This window comes from Bordetella genomosp. 4 (assembly GCF_002261185.1).
Lineage (GTDB): Bacteria > Pseudomonadota > Gammaproteobacteria > Burkholderiales > Burkholderiaceae_B > Bordetella_A.
In genome coordinates, this window is the sequence record NZ_NEVQ01000012.1 from 452,895 (window position 1) to 467,785 (window position 14,891).

General features: G+C 60.6%; 13 protein-coding genes. 3 read left to right on the forward strand and 10 right to left on the reverse strand.

Annotated features, from left to right (window positions below):
- Window positions 1-8 precede the first annotated feature (8 nt).
- From CAL20_RS10055 to CAL20_RS10090, 8 genes are read right to left on the reverse strand one after another with little or no spacing between them, the layout of a single operon-like run.
- The gene (locus tag CAL20_RS10055) at window positions 9-1,406 is read right to left on the reverse strand and encodes an acyl-CoA thioesterase/bile acid-CoA:amino acid N-acyltransferase family protein (RefSeq protein ID WP_094837763.1); all 1,398 of its coding nucleotides are present in this window, start codon (window positions 1,404-1,406) and stop codon (window positions 9-11) included.
- Entirely contained in the window at window positions 1,403-2,974 is a 1,572-nt protein-coding gene (locus CAL20_RS10060; RefSeq protein ID WP_094837764.1) for an ABC transporter substrate-binding protein, read from the reverse strand. Before CAL20_RS10060 ends, CAL20_RS10055 begins: the two co-directional genes overlap by 4 nt.
- A 47-nt stretch (window positions 2,975-3,021) precedes the next feature.
- Window positions 3,022-4,041: an ABC transporter ATP-binding protein gene (locus CAL20_RS10065; RefSeq protein ID WP_094837765.1), complete on the reverse strand. Its 1,020-nt coding sequence runs from the start codon at window positions 4,039-4,041 to the stop codon at window positions 3,022-3,024.
- A complete protein-coding gene (locus CAL20_RS10070; protein ID WP_373558290.1) occupies window positions 4,038-5,042 on the reverse strand; it encodes an ABC transporter ATP-binding protein in 1,005 nt (334 codons plus the stop codon). The genes CAL20_RS10065 and CAL20_RS10070 overlap by 4 nt, the downstream gene beginning before the upstream one ends.
- Window positions 5,042-5,944 carry an ABC transporter permease gene (locus tag CAL20_RS10075; RefSeq protein ID WP_094820598.1) on the reverse strand — a complete coding sequence of 301 codons (903 nt, stop codon included), beginning with the start codon at window positions 5,942-5,944 and terminating at the stop codon, window positions 5,042-5,044. Before CAL20_RS10075 ends, CAL20_RS10070 begins: the two co-directional genes overlap by 1 nt.
- Window positions 5,941-6,921 (reverse strand): ABC transporter permease, encoded by a 981-nt coding sequence (locus tag CAL20_RS10080; RefSeq protein ID WP_094820599.1) that lies wholly within the window; start codon window positions 6,919-6,921, stop codon window positions 5,941-5,943. Before CAL20_RS10080 ends, CAL20_RS10075 begins: the two co-directional genes overlap by 4 nt.
- Window positions 6,918-8,378, reverse strand: coding sequence for a flavin-containing monooxygenase (locus tag CAL20_RS10085; RefSeq protein WP_094820600.1), 1,461 nt, complete (start codon window positions 8,376-8,378; stop codon window positions 6,918-6,920). Before CAL20_RS10085 ends, CAL20_RS10080 begins: the two co-directional genes overlap by 4 nt.
- Window positions 8,375-9,355 carry a LysR family transcriptional regulator gene (locus CAL20_RS10090; protein ID WP_094820601.1) on the reverse strand — a complete coding sequence of 327 codons (981 nt, stop codon included), beginning with the start codon at window positions 9,353-9,355 and terminating at the stop codon, window positions 8,375-8,377. The genes CAL20_RS10085 and CAL20_RS10090 overlap by 4 nt, the downstream gene beginning before the upstream one ends.
- A gap of 262 nt (window positions 9,356-9,617) precedes the next feature.
- Here CAL20_RS10090 and CAL20_RS10095 point away from each other — a divergent pair, with 262 nt between their 5' ends.
- Window positions 9,618-9,851, forward strand: coding sequence for a putative hemolysin (locus CAL20_RS10095; RefSeq protein WP_094820602.1), 234 nt, complete (start codon window positions 9,618-9,620; stop codon window positions 9,849-9,851).
- A gap of 17 nt (window positions 9,852-9,868) precedes the next feature.
- On the opposite strand, the gene CAL20_RS10100 is transcribed toward CAL20_RS10095, so the two are convergent.
- On the reverse strand, window positions 9,869-10,495 hold the full coding sequence (locus CAL20_RS10100) for a DUF2239 family protein (RefSeq protein WP_094820603.1): 627 nt from the start codon (window positions 10,493-10,495) through the stop codon (window positions 9,869-9,871).
- Window positions 10,496-10,660: 165 nt separating this feature from the next.
- Between CAL20_RS10100 and guaB the strand changes: the two genes are divergently transcribed.
- Together guaB and guaA are read left to right on the forward strand one after the other, a co-directional pair.
- Window positions 10,661-12,121 carry an IMP dehydrogenase gene (gene guaB / locus CAL20_RS10105; RefSeq protein WP_094837767.1) on the forward strand — a complete coding sequence of 487 codons (1,461 nt, stop codon included), beginning with the start codon at window positions 10,661-10,663 and terminating at the stop codon, window positions 12,119-12,121.
- Window positions 12,122-12,210: 89 nt separating this feature from the next.
- Entirely contained in the window at window positions 12,211-13,803 is a 1,593-nt protein-coding gene (gene guaA / locus CAL20_RS10110) for a glutamine-hydrolyzing GMP synthase (RefSeq protein ID WP_094837768.1), read from the forward strand.
- A gap of 144 nt (window positions 13,804-13,947) precedes the next feature.
- Here guaA and CAL20_RS10115 read toward each other — a convergent pair whose 3' ends face one another.
- Entirely contained in the window at window positions 13,948-14,877 is a 930-nt protein-coding gene (locus CAL20_RS10115) for a LysR family transcriptional regulator (protein ID WP_094837769.1), read from the reverse strand.
- Window positions 14,878-14,891: the final 14 nt, after the last annotated feature.

Genomic DNA, 14,891 nt, shown 5'->3' on the forward strand with positions numbered 1-14,891 from the left:
TCCTGGAATTACTTTTTCGCGGCAATGGCGGCGGCATCGATGGCGGCGGCGACTGCGCCAGCGTTCTCGATTGCCGGTGCGGCTTTGACGCTAGCCTTGCCGGCGGCGCCGCTGGCGCGAGTTGCGACCGCGTCGCGCAGGAATGCCAGCACGCCGGGCCATGATTCGGCATCGGCGCGCGCATTGGGGCTGGGACTGCCGCCGCTGGTGCTGATGCGGCCCGAGACGGGATGCGCATATACCAGCTGCGTCGTGGGGACATACGGGAACAGGATCGTGTGACCGCCGCCCTCGTAGTCCAGCCACTGCACGGGGTAAGGGTGATTGGCTTCGCGTAGTGAATCACGCACCATGCGGGAGTACAGCGTCGACGGCCAAGAACCGTCTTCGGTGCCTGATAGCAGCATGACAGGGCCCTGGATGCGTTCGACCGGAATGCGCGCGCGTGCGACGGCCTCCGGGTCTTGCAAGGCGGTCAGTATGGCCTTTTCATGACGATGGGGAGCGGGGCCTTCGTCAAACGGCGCCCAGGTCGCGGTGCGGTTGCCTTCCCAGACATGGGGTACGGGCTTGCCGCCCAGCAGCCAGGTCGGGCCTTCGCGGCCGATTTTGGGGTCGCAGGCATTCTGGCCGCTGTGCACGACAGCGCCCGGCACATAGGCCACAACCGCCGAGACGGCCTCGGGGAACGCGGCACCCAGCAGCAGCACGAGCTCGCCGCCACGGGATTGTCCGCTGATGGCGACAAAATCATGGGCGGGTTTGAGCTCGCGTCGTATCCAGTCCAGACCGGTCTTGAAATATTCGAGCGGTGTATTCGAAATATAGTCGGACAGACCAGGCGCTTTGAAATACGCCAACGACAGCGCTGCGTAGCCACGTGATGCATACAGCGCAGCCCGCGGTTCATTGAAGCCGCCACCCGAGCCATTCAGGATCATGACGGCAGGGTGGGGCCCGGGACCTGGCGGCAAATACAGCACGCCGACCAGTCCTTCCTCGCGCACCTCGCGTCGAGTGACGCCGTCGGCGGCCAGGCGTTGCACCAATTCACCTTCAATGCTGACATCCGTACCGCGCACGCTGACTTGCGTCACGAGGGGTTCAGTCACCGGCGTATTGAACACATTACGGCTGGCGCTCTCGGGGGCCTGGGACCAGATCAGCCCCATCGGGCTGACCTCGTCATAGCTGCCCGATCCTGCCACGGGCGCGTCACGCGTCAAATCGACGATGCCGTTTTCGTCGGCACGAAACTGCGCCTGGCTGGTCCAGGCCACAGCGTCGCGAATGGTGCGGGTCGATATCTCGACCACTTCGCCCGGCGTCAGATGCGCTACACGAATCTGACGCGGCACATCGATCAAGTCATCGATAGGCGTAATACTAAGGGTCGCTTGGCTCATTTCGCATCGACCTTGGTGACCATCTGCGCAGCAGTGCGGTCGCTGGTCATCGGCGTGACCTTCAGACCCTTACGCGCGGCCCAGATGTTTTTGTAGTGGTACAGCGGAATGATGCCGACGTCGTCGGACACGATCTTGACCGAGTCGCGCAGAATGGCTTCGCGTTTGGCGACATCAAATTCCGAGGTGGCCTTGACCAGTTCTGCGTCGACCTTGGGATTGCTGTAGTAACCCCAGTTCGAGGCGCCCAGGCCTTTCTCGGGCGACACGGTAGCCAGGATGTTGACCAGCGCGTAGCTGGCTTCGCCCGTGCCGTTGCCCCATGCCAACATGGTCATGGCGTACTCATTTTTGCGCGCACGGCTCGAATAGACGGCCCAGGGCATGACTTCGACCTTGGTCTTGACGCCGATACGCGTCCAGAACTGCGCTACGGCCTGGGCTGTTTCCGGACCTTGCGGATAGCGGTCATTCGGCACGTGCATCGTCAGGTTGAAACCGTCGGGGTAGCCCGCCTCGGCCAACAGTTCCTTGGCTTTTTTCGCGTCGTACGGAATGTCTTTGATGTCGGGGTTATAGCCGAAGGTATCCTTGGGCATCCATTGGTTGGCTTCGGTGGCCGCATCTTGCAGGATACGATCGACGATGGCTTTGCGGTTGATCGCCAGATTCAGCGCCTGGCGGACTTTGACGTCCAGCAACGGGTTTTTCGGCAAAGGCTTGCCGGCGTTGTCGGTAATGTAGGGGTTTGGCGACGAGTTGAAACTGGGCTGCAGCAGCATCACGCGCAAACCGTCATACGGATAGACGCTGACGTTGGGGGCCTGCTTCAGTTTGGCCAGATCGGATACCGAAACTTTGTCGATCACATCCACATCACCGGCGAGCAAGGCGGCGGTACGCGATGCAGCGTTGTTGATGTAGCGGTAGTTGACGTTTTCCCAGACCTGTTTTTCACCCCAGTAGCCGTCGTTGCGCTTCATGATGACGCGATCGCCAGGCGTGTAAGAAACGAATTTATAGGGGCCGGTGCCGACCATGGCCTTGCCCGAGTTGTAGTCCTCGGTCGCGGATTTTTCACCAACGTGCTTGCTGACGACGTGGATCGACGCCAGATTCAAAGGCAGATCGGGGTTCGGCGCTTTCGTCTTGACGATGAACGTCAAGGGGTCGGGAGCCTCCATAGACTCGATTGTGCGCAGGTAACCGGCATAGGTGGCCACGCTGCCGGGCACATTGCGTGCACGCGTGTACGAATAAATCAGATCGTCAGCGGTAAACGGCTGGCCGTCTTGCCATTTCACGTTGGGACGCAGCTTGAATTCCCACGTCTTGTCGTCGAGCGGCTTCCAGCTCAATGCCAGGCCGGGCTGCAGCTTGTTCCATTTGTTCTCGACCAACAGATCCCAGAAATGCAGTGCCACCGAGCGGTCGCCTGCATGGTTGTTGAGCTGCGGGTCGAGCGAGGATAGAGGGTCGGCAAAGCCGATGCTCAGGTCTTCGGCCATGGCGCCGGCCGAGAGGCCCATGAGAGCAGAGGTTAACGTGGTCAGGATCAGACGCTTCATGGTTCGAGTTCCGTTTAGTAATGATGAGCCAATGGCTGACGAGATGATTATTTGCTGTCGTTCAAGTGACAGGCGCTCATATGGTTGATGGCGATGCCTTTGAGCGTCGGGACTTCAGTTTTGCAGCGAGGCATCGCATGCGGACATCGTGGATGAAAATGACAGCCGGTGGGCGGATGCAATGGGCTGGGAATTTCACCTTGGATGGCGGTAAAGGTTTTATGGCGCGCGTTCATGCGCGGGATTTCGGCCAGCAGCGCCTGGGTGTAGGGGTGATTCGCGCGGCGAAAGACGTCTTCGGCCGGTGCGCTCTCGACGACGCGCCCCAAATACATGATGACAACACGATCGGACAAATGTTCGACTACGCCCAGATCGTGGCTGATGAACAGATAGGTCAGATTGAGTTCTTCGCGCAGATCCATGAACAGGTTCAGGATCTGTGCCTGGATCGAAACATCGAGTGCCGCGACGGCTTCGTCGCAGATCAACATCGAGGGCTGCACGGCGAGCGCGCGAGCGATGCCGATACGTTGGCGTTGGCCGCCGCTGAATTGATGCGGATAGCGTTGACGCAACGCGGGGTCCAGTCCGGCCCGCTGCATTTGCGCGCTGACATAATCGTCCATCTCTGCACGGGTGGTCAGCCCGTGAATCAGCGCCGCCTCGCCGACGATCTGGTCCACGCGCAGACGTGGGTTCAGGCTGGCATACGGATCCTGAAAAATCAGCTGAGCTTTCAGGCGCGCGCGGTGGGCTTGCTCCGCATCCATCTGATGACGCGGCATGCCATCGAACCAGACTTCGCCTGCGGTGGGTGGCATCAGCCCGGCCGCCATGCGGCCCAGCGTGGATTTCCCGCAGCCGGACTCGCCAACCAGGCCGACGACTTCGCCGGGACGCACGATCAGATCGACGCCATCGACGGCGTGAGTGATCGACGGCGGGCGCGATAGGCGCAGCTTTTGCAATACGCGTTCGGCTTTGCCGATCTTGCGTTCGCCAAAGCGTTTGCTGACCTGGCGCAGTTCAATCATCGGCGTTTGTGCGGTGGGTGCCGTATTCATGCGACCTCCGCAGCGGTGAGGGTCGGGTAAAAGCAGCGCACCAGGCGTTCCGAAACGGGTTGAGTCAAGTCAGGGCGTTCGCCACAGGCCGAGCCCGCACGCGGGCAGCGGGCCGCGAATGCGCAGCCAGCGGGCAGGTCCAGCAGATTCGGCGTCATACCGGGGATCTGGCGCAAGCGTTGGCCACGCAGATTGTTGCCCGGCAAACCGCCGATCAGTCCCGCGGTATAGGGATGTAGCGGAGCGTCGAGCACATCGTCGACACGTCCGTGTTCGACGATGCGACCCGCATACATGACCGCGACCTCATCGGCCAGACCGGCGACGACTGACAGATCATGGGTAATCCAGATCAGGCTCGTGCCATGCAGGCGGGCCAACTTTTGCACTTCTGACAAGATCTGAGCCTGGATGGTGACATCGAGTGCGGTGGTGGGCTCGTCCGCAATGATCAGGTCCGGGCGATGCAACAACGCAATGGCGATGGCAACGCGTTGGCGCATACCGCCAGACAACTGATGCGGATAAGCCCTCAGGCGGTCTTCCGGGCTGGGGATCCCCATCATGCCGAGGGTGTCGCGCGCCAATTCCCGTGCTTGCGCCTTGGACATATTGTTGTGGGCGCGTACTGCTTCGATCATTTGCGCATCGACCCGCAGGACCGGGTTCAGCGTCATCATCGGATCTTGAAAAATCATCGCGATGCGATTGCCCTGCAGCTTGCGCAACTCGCGCGGCGGCAGTTGAGTCAGATCGCGGCCCTGGAACAAGATCTCGCCGCCCACGATACGGCCCGGGGCATCTACGAGCCCCATGATCGAGAAACCCGTCACGGATTTACCCGATCCGGATTCGCCCACCAGGCCGAGAATACGGCCTCGTTCCAGCGTGAACGAGACGCCATCGACCGCGGGCAAAACACCCGCGCGAGTGAAAAAGTGTGTGCGCAGATCGCGCACTTCCAAGGTGGCCGGGCCACCAGCAGAGTGGTGTGCCGCCATCATTTGTGAGTCCTCGGATTCAACACATCGCGCAGGCGATCACCGACCAGATTGATGGCCACGATCGTGATCAGCAGGGCAATGCCGGGATAAAAGCTAATCCAGTAGTCGCCAGACAGCATGTATTGGAAACCATTCGAGATCAACAGCCCCAGCGAAGGTTCCGTCACGGGAACGCCCAGGCCCAGAAAGCTGAGCGTGGCCTCCAGCGTGATGGCGCGCGCGATTTGCAGCGTGCCGATCACAATCAACGGTGGCAGACAGTTGGGCAGAATATGTTTGATCATGATGCGCCAACTGGGGATGTCCAGGCAGCGCGCCGCCTCGACGTATTCGCGGCGGCGCTCGACCAGCGCTTGCCCACGTGCGGTGCGCGCATAGTAGGCCCATTCCAGAATCACCAGCGTCAACACCACGTTGCTGACGCCTTTACCCAGATAGGCCAGGATCATCATGGCCACCAGGATCGAGGGGAACGACAGCAACAGGTCCACGACACGCATGATCAGCGCATCGACGCGCCCACCCGCGTACGCAGCCAGCAGGCCGAGCAGGGTGCCCAGAATGCCAGCGATCAATGCCGAGCCTATGCCCACCATCAGACTGATACGCAGTCCGTACAAAATGCCGGAATACAAATCCCGGCCTTGGCCATCCGTACCCAGCCAATAGGTAAAGGTGCCCATACCGTTTTCCGAGCCGGGCGGCAGGCGCGCGTCCAGGACGTCGAGTTGCAGCAGATCGTAGGGATTCTGCGGGGTAATCCACGGGGCCAGGATGGCGGCCAGGATCAGCAGGGTCGCAACGACCAAGCCGAATACCGCGATCTTGGACGCGAAAAACTCTGCGACGTTACGGCGCCATGGCGATTCTTGGCGCAAGGGGGCGACAGCCGTACTCATTGCGCAGCCTCCGCATCGAGGCGAACTCGAGGATCCAACAGTTTGTACAAAATATCTACGATCAAATTCAGAGTGACAAACAGGCAGACAATCACGACCAGATACGACACGATGACCGGTCGGTCCAGTGCATTGATGCTGTCCAGAATCAGTTTTCCAGCGCCGGGCCACGAGAAAATACTTTCCGTCACGACGGCGAACGCGATGGTGGAGCCGAGCTCCAGGCCGAGCACGGTAACCAGGGGAATGAGCGTGTTGCGCAACACGTGTACACAGACCACGCGGGCAGGCGACAGGCCTTTAGCGCGCGCGAATTTCACGTGGTCCAGCGGCAGCACCTCGCGTACTCCGGCACGTGTCAGTCGAATGACCAGCGAGATTTTGAACAAGGACAGATTGATTGCGGGCAAAATCAGATGGCGCAGTCCGTCGGCAGTGAGCCATGACCACTGCGCGCCCAGGAGTTCCACCGTCGTGCCGCGACCGCTCGCCGGCAGCCAGCCCAGCGAAACGCTGAACGCCATGATCAGCATCAAACCCACCCAAAATGTCGGCAAGGAAAATCCAACGATGCTGCCTGCCATCAGGAACCGCGAGATCGGGTTATCGGGATACAGTCCTGCGAATAAACCGAGCGGCACACCGATCACGACGGCGAGAAAGAGCGCCGCAAATGCCAGCTCCAAGGTTGCCGGCATACGATCCAGAATCAATTCAATGGCCGGGATGTTATAGACAAAGCTATTGCCCAGATTGCCATGCAGGGCTCCGCTCAAAAAGCTCAGATACTGACGCCACAGCGGTTGGTCCAGTCCCATCTGCGCAATGATGCGTGCGCGCTCGACCTGATCGACATCCTGGCCAATCAGGATATCGATCGGATTGCCGATGGCATGCAGGCCGGCAAAGACGATCAACGTCATCAACAGCACGACCACCAGCGCCTGGGCCAAGCGGCGAAAAAGCCAGACAATCATTGAACCGGCTCCTGTACGCCCTGGGCAGGCACCCACTCGTCGCCAAAGACTTCGGGCTCGGCGTAGGCTTGGATATTGGCGTAGTGCGTTTCGACGTCTTCGCGATAAAACAGTCCCGCCATGCCTTGCGCGAGACGTTTTGCGCCGTCGCTGATCGCGGGGATATCGCCGGATACGGTGCCGTGGGTCAACGCGGCCGGGTACGAAAAGCAATGCACGCGGTCCAGGCCGGGACAGCAGCCGGGCGTTTTTTCCTGCAATTCGAATACCGGTCCCAAGTCGGGGGAGTCTGTGAGTTCCTGATCCTCTTCGCCTGCGGCAGGTGTGTAGCGATCGCCCCAGGCGCGGACATGCGGCGCCAGCGCGGCGAATTCCGGACGTACGGTCCAGTCGATACGAAAGCCCGTCGAGAACACGAGGAAGTCCAGTACGAACACGCCTTTGGGCGTGGTGACATGGATCTCATCGCCGATCATCGCCACGTCCAGAATTGGACAGCTCAGATTAAAGCGGGCATTGGGATGACGCGAGACGCGCAGCGTGCTGCCGCGAGGCGGGGGCACTTGTTGTGTATTGATGTAGTGGCGGATCCGCCATTTCCATTCGTCGGGCAAACCCAGGTGTCCGTGGACCAGGCCGGCATTGCCGGAGCCTTTGCCCTTGTTGACGCGCGGGATATCATCGCGACGAATCAACAGATCGACGCTGGCCGCGCCGGCCTCCAGGGCCGTCGCGGCGCTATCCATGGCCGAGGCGCCCGCGCCGATCACGCCGACGCGCTTGCCAGCCAGTGCGGCGTAGTCGGTCGTATCAGAGGAATGCGCCCAGCGGTTGCGCGGCAGTTTATGAGCAAACGCCGGGACATACGCGCCACCCAGGCCATCGCGGCCGGTTGCCAGCACGACGCGGCGGGCCAATATCGTTTGAGGTCCAGCAGGCGAGGCGATGTCCAATTGCACGACGCCATCCGCGCGCGGACGCACGGCCTGTACTTGATGCTGATTGCGGACATCCAGCCCCAGCACGCGACGGTACCACCGCAGATAATCCATCCATTGCAGACGGGGGATCTTGTCCAGAGCCTCCCAGGCCGCGGCGCCGAACTGAGCCTCGAACCAGGCGCGGAAAGTCAGCGCGGGCAGGCCGAGCGCGGGGCCAGTGAGTTGTTTGGGGGAACGCAGCGTTTCCATACGCGCCGTGGTGGCCCAAGGGCCTTCGTATCCTTCGGGTGCGCGATCAAAAATCGGTGCGTCGATTCCCACATGATTCAACGCTGCAGACGCAGCCATGCCCGCCATTCCGCCACCGATGATCGCCACATCCAACACGGATTGGCCGTCGATGGTGCGCGGTGGCATCCAACGCTTGGCAGGTAGCTCTAACCAGGCCAGGTCTTGGCGCAGACGCGCCTCCAATGCGGCAAGGCCCGGCTGCGGGCTGTCGACAGAGAGAGTCATGATGCAGAAGAATCCATAACAGGAGTGGTTTCGCCGTAGATCGAGTGCAGCAATGCGCCATGCTCGCTGGCCTCGTGACGCACAAAACCGGGCAATAGCTGCGCGGCAGTTTCGGCCAGGGCATCAGCAACTGCCTGCACTGCGGGCAGGGAGGGCTGCGATTGCGGCGTGATCACGCCAAAGAAAAACGGGATGTCGATGTCCAGCGTGCGGATGGCCACCCCATCGACGGGCAGGCCGTAGACAGTGATGGGCTCCAGCACCGCCAGACCGAGGCCGGCGCGTACGGCGGCCAGCGCGTTAACGGACGAGTTGGTTTCGATCAGGCCAGGTGCTCTGCGCCCTTGGTTTGCCAAGGCCTGATCCAGACGGCGGCGCAAGCGGTATGGGTTGGCCATGGTGATCAGTCGCCGGCCCATCAGGTCATCGATGGATAAAGAGGTTTGCGCAGCCAGCGGATCATTGGCTGGCAGTGCGACGATACAGGGGACTTGGCCAATCCAGTGCACGGTCAGGCCCCGGTGTTCCAATGGCAAACTGGTCGCGCCGAGTTGAGCTGCGCCGGTCAACACATCGTGCAGCACGCGTTCGGGCGACATGCTGCGCAATTGAACGCGAGAGGTCTCGATGCGGCCTTCGATGGATTTCAGTGCGGCGGGCAACAGACCTGTCGCCAGCGCTGAGGTGGCAGCCAACCGCAGAGGGCGATCGTCGCCGCGGGCGATTTCCTCGGCACGCTGGCGAATCTGCTTCAACCCCACCAGCGCACGTTCGACATCGTCATAAAGCAGGAATCCCTGTTCCGTCGGCGTCACGCGCGGACCGTTGCGGGCAAACAGCGCATAGCCGACTTCGGCCTCCAGTTCCTGGATCGAGCGGGTGATGACCGGCTGCGAACGGCCAAGCAAACGCCCGGCAGCGGTCACGCTGCCGGTGGACATGACGGCCGCAAAGGCCTCCAGTTGCCGTAATTCCATCGTTTTGCTTTATGTCAAAACAGAATTCTGAAGGCAGCAGTATGCGCTCTACAAATAATTAAATGGCATAAGCAAATTCCCTAATGCGGGTTTTCTCCTAGTTGTTAATAATTTCTCGTTATATTAAGCACTTACGCTATTTCTTCTATGCGGCCTCTTGTCCGCTGGCGGAGTTCCGGGGTAAAGCCGACGGACGGCAAGCGCTGGATATAACGTCTTTCTTCTGAATGGTTACACTCAGTTGTCCAGACCAGGAGGCTTAATGAAAAAGATCGGAATTGCCGCAGCCGCATTGGTGGCGGCCGGATGTTCCAGTCCTGATCACGATACAAAGCCGATAGGCATGCCGAACCCGGCCTCTGCTTATTGCGTTCAGCTCGGCGGCCAGCTGACGATCAAAGACCGGCAGGGCGGACAGGTTGGTATCTGCACGCTGCCGGATGGGACGGCAATCGAAGAGTGGGAACTATATCGCCGGGATCATCCACGCCCGTAGGGCACGGGCGGTGGTAATCAGGCTGCTTTAACGCCAAACGCCATCTGCATGGCGTACTGCCGCACGTCGCCCGGCCATGCCGCGGCGTGCTGCGTGAATTGCGCCCGGTCATCGGCGAATAACGCGCGGGTGGCTTCTTCGAAACCAGGCAGATTGCCGGCCATGGACGACATGAAACGATAGGCGGCTTCTTGTCGTTGGCGTTGCTGTGTCGCACCCCCGTCAGCGTGGCGGGCCTGATCGACCAGCTTGCGCAGCGCAACCGACGCACCGCCTGGTTGCTGTGCGAGCCATTCCCAATGGCGTGGCAGCAAGGTGACCTCTCTCGATACGACCCCGAGTTTGGGGCGTCCACGTCCGCGAGCCGCTGCCGTTTCAGCTGGAGATGGCGCATGAGATTCAGTGGCGGGCGAGGGCGGGGCTAGCCGCGCCATGATGTCACCGTTACTGCCGCGCAGATCCACGTCCACGACCTGGCCTGTCGCGTCGTTATAGATCAGTACCGGCCCGGTGGCCTGCTCGTCATGGGCGCGGCGGGCGGCGACCGCGACCTCGGGCAGGGGGCCAGACGCAATACGTCGATGGCCATCAAAGGCGGTGCAGGTCGCCACAGTATCAGCCACAGCGTTGGTTACTGTGTTCATAGATTCTCCTTCCGTCTAGTGGCTTAATTATTAGCCGGGTAAAATTAATAATCAATATTACCCGGGTTAAATATTGCAACCAGAAATTTACGCTATCGACTAGGGAAACCCCCTAGTAAAAAACTGTCTAGCGCGTATAATCTTGCTTTGCGCCCGGAGTTCCCCATGCGTCTCGTTCAAAAAGCGCTCACCTTCGACGATGTGTTGTTGGTGCCTGCGTATTCCGAGGTGTTGCCGCGCGACACCTCTCTGGCTACCCGCCTCACTCGCAATATCACCCTGAACATCCCTCTCGTGTCCGCTGCCATGGATACGGTGACCGAATCGCGTCTCGCTATTGCGATGGCCCAAGAGGGCGGCATAGGGATCATTCACAAAAACCTGTCCGCTGACGCTCAGGCCAAAGAAGTCGCGCGCGTCAAACGCCACGAATTCGGTATCGTCATCGACCCGGTGACCGTCACGCCCGACATGAAAGTGCGTGATGCCATCAGCCTGCAACGTCAGCACGGCATCTCGGGCCTGCCCGTCGTCGAGGGCAAAAAACTCGTCGGCATCGTCACCAACCGTGACCTGCGTTTCGAAGACCGCCTGGATCAGCCCCTGCGTAACATCATGACGCCGCAGGAACGCCTGGTCACCATGCAAGAGGGCGCCACGCTGGACGAGGCTCAGGCCTTGATGCACAAACATCGCCTCGAGCGCGTGCTGATCGTCAACGAGGCCTTTGAATTGCGCGGCTTGGCCACCGTCAAAGACATCGTCAAGAACACCGAACATCCCGTTGCCAACAAAGACAGCCAGGGGCAGTTGCGTGTGGGCGCTGCCGTAGGCGTAGGCGATGGCACCGAAGAACGCGTGGAAAAACTCGTCGCCGCTGGCGTTGACGTCATCATCGTCGACACCGCACACGGTCACTCGCGCGGCGTGCTGGAGCGCGTGCGCTGGGTCAAGGAAAACTTCCCCAAGGTCGAAGTCATCGGCGGCAACATCGCCACCGCTGCCGCTGCGCGCGCCTTGGTCGACCATGGCGCTGACGGCGTCAAGGTCGGCATCGGCCCCGGCTCGATCTGCACCACGCGTATTGTCGCCGGTGTAGGCGTGCCCCAAATCACGGCCATCGCCGACGTGGCCAAGGCGCTCGAAGGCACCGGCGTGCCCTTGATCGCCGACGGCGGCATTCGTTATTCGGGCGATATCGCCAAGGCCCTGTCCGCTGGCGCATTTGCCTGCATGATGGGCGGCATGTTCGCCGGCACCGAAGAAGCCCCCGGCGAAGTCGTCCTGTTCCAAGGCCGCTCGTACAAGTCGTACCGCGGCATGGGCAGCCTGGGTGCCATGTCCGATGGCTCGGCCGACCGCTATTTCCAGGATCCGGCCAACAACGCCGACAAGCTCGTCCCCGAAGGCATCGAAGGCCGCGTCCCCTACAAGGGCAGCGTCCTGGCCATCATCTACCAATTGGTGGGTGGTATCCGTGCCTCGATGGGCTATTGCGGCTGCGCCACCATCGACGACATGCGCACCAAAACGCAATTCGTCGAAATCACCTCGGCAGGGGTGCGTGAATCCCACGTCCACGACGTGCAGATCACCAAAGAGGCCCCCAACTACCGCGCCGACTGATCGAGTCAGTACAATGCAATGCATCGCGCACCGGCAGAACTCCCGCGGTTCTGGCCGGTGCGCTTTTATTTCCAACCGGCAGAGTCTCCATGCACCAGCGCATCCTTATTCTTGACTACGGTTCGCAAGTCACACAACTGATCGCCCGCCGCGTTCGCGAGGCAGGCGTCTATTCTGAAATCCATCCCGGCGATGTCGACGACGCCTTTGTGCGCGAGCAGGCTGCACAGGGTCTGAAAGGCATCATCCTGTCGGGCAGTCACGCCTCGGCCTACGACGAGGGATCGTTGACGGTTCCTCCCGCCGTCTTCGAATTGGGCTTGCCGGTGCTGGGCATTTGCTACGGCATGCAGTCCATGGCCATGCAATTGGGCGGCAAAGTCAGCTTTTCCGACCATCGCGAATTCGGTTATGCCGAGGTCCGCGCCCACGGCCATACCGAACTGTTGAACGGCCTGGCCGATTTCACAACGCCCGAAGGCCACGGCATGCTCAAGGTCTGGATGAGCCACGGCGACAAAGTCACCGAGCTTCCTCCAGGCTTTAAGCTGATGGCTTCGACGCCATCCTGCCCCATCGCCGGCATGGCCGACGAGGACCGCAAGTTCTACGCCGTGCAGTTTCACCCCGAGGTCACGCATACCGTCCAGGGCAAGGCCATGTTGGCTCGCTTTGTGAACGACATCTGCGGCTGCAAGGGTGACTGGAACATGCCCGACTACGTTGCAGAAGCTGTTGCGCGCATTCGCGAACAAGTCGGTAGCGACGAAGTCATCCTGGGCCTGTCGGGGGGCGTGGATTCGTCGGTAGCCGCTGCACTGATCCACAAAGCCATCGGCGATCAACTGACCTGCGTCTTCGTCGATCACGGCCTGTTGCGTCTGGACGAAGGCAAACAGGTCATGAAGACCTTTGCCGAAAACATGGGCGTGAAAATCGTCCATATCGACGCCACCGAGCAGTTCATGAGCAAACTGGCCGGCCAAGCCGACCCCGAAGCCAAACGCAAAATCATCGGCCGCGAATTCGTCGAGGTGTTCCAGGCTGAGGCGGCAAAGCTCAAGAGCGCCAAATGGTTGGCCCAAGGCACCATCTATCCCGACGTGATCGAATCCGCTGGCGCCAAGACCGGCAAGGCTACATCGATCAAATCGCACCACAACGTCGGCGGTTTGCCTGATACGCTGAACCTGCAGTTGTTGGAACCGCTGCGTGAACTGTTCAAGGACGAAGTCCGCGAACTCGGCGTGGCCCTGGGCTTGCCCCCGCAAATGGTCTATCGTCACCCGTTCCCCGGCCCTGGCCTGGGCGTGCGTATCCTGGGTGAGGTCAAGCAAGAATACGCCGACCTGCTGCGCCGTGCCGATGCGATCTTCATCGAAGAGCTGCGCAGCACGATCGATGAGACGAGCGGCAAGAGCTGGTACGACCTGACCTCGCAAGCCTTCGCGGTATTCCTGCCGGTGAAATCGGTAGGCGTGATGGGCGATGGCCGCACGTACGAATACGTGGTCGCACTGCGCGCAGTACAGACCTTCGACTTCATGACCGCCGACTGGGCGCCGCTGCCGCATGCATTGCTGGCCAGAGTGTCGTCGCGGATCATTAATGAAGTCCGTGGGCTGAATCGAGTCGTGTACGACGTATCGAGCAAACCGCCTGCGACGATTGAGTGGGAGTGAATTGACTTCCTTCGAGGACTATCGCCGGCTAGCAAAACAAGTTGACGGTGGAGCTGGATCGGTGGTCACGGTCGATGCAGGACTCAACGCCTGAGCTCGCTACTTAAGGTGCAGGCCTGCTATCGGTGAGGCATTCATACTTTCTTATCCCAAGCTACCGGCAAAACGCCGTGCGTAGTCTTCACGTTTGAATGCCTCGATCACGAAGTCGATGAAGACTCGCGTCTTGCTCGGAAGCAGGTCGCGACTCGCATAGTAGAGCGAGATTGCGCCCGCATCGGCCCACCAGCGCGGCAAAACTCGCACAAGCTCCCCCGACTCCAATCCTGCTAGCACATCAGCGACGGCCAGCATAGCGACACCCAAGCCTAGCTGCGCCGACTCCCTCAGCGCGGCAGGGTCGTTGACCACTAAAGTTTCGCGCATCAATGCGGCAACCTGATCGCCTTGTGCGTCGCGCATGTTCCAGGTACGGATGCGGCCCGACTTGAGTGACCGCATGACGATTCCATCCAGCTCAATCAGCCCGGATGGGTCAGCAGGTGGCGTGCGTCGGGCCAGATAGGCAGGAGATGCGACGGCGATGATGTGCGCTGGTGCCAGTGTCCGGGCGACCATGCCGGGCGCGAGCTCGAAACCACCACCAATAGCGGCGTCGTAGCCTTCGGCGATCAGGTCCACCGCGCGGTTCTCGAAATGCCACTCGGGCTTGATGCGAGGGTAGCGCTGCAAGAAGTCCGGCAGTAGCGGCAGAATGTGGCTCATCCCGAAGGTTGGCGGCAGGCTGATCTTGAGCACACCCGCAGGCTGTCCGTCGTCTGCCGATACCGACGCAATGGCGTTTTGCAAAGACTCCAGATTGCCGCCGATCGCGCTCAGGAATGTCTCTCCCGCCTCGGTCAGTGTCAGCTTGCGGGTTGAACGATGGAACAGCCGTACTTTTAGGTTGCGCTCCAGCATGGCCACGTTCCGGCTTACTGCTGCCGGAGTTAGCGCTAACCGCCGCGCCGCAGCCGAAAAGCTTCCGCTCTCGGCACTACGCACGAATGACTCCAAGTTGGCCAAGGTCTCCATTTGTGAATATTAAA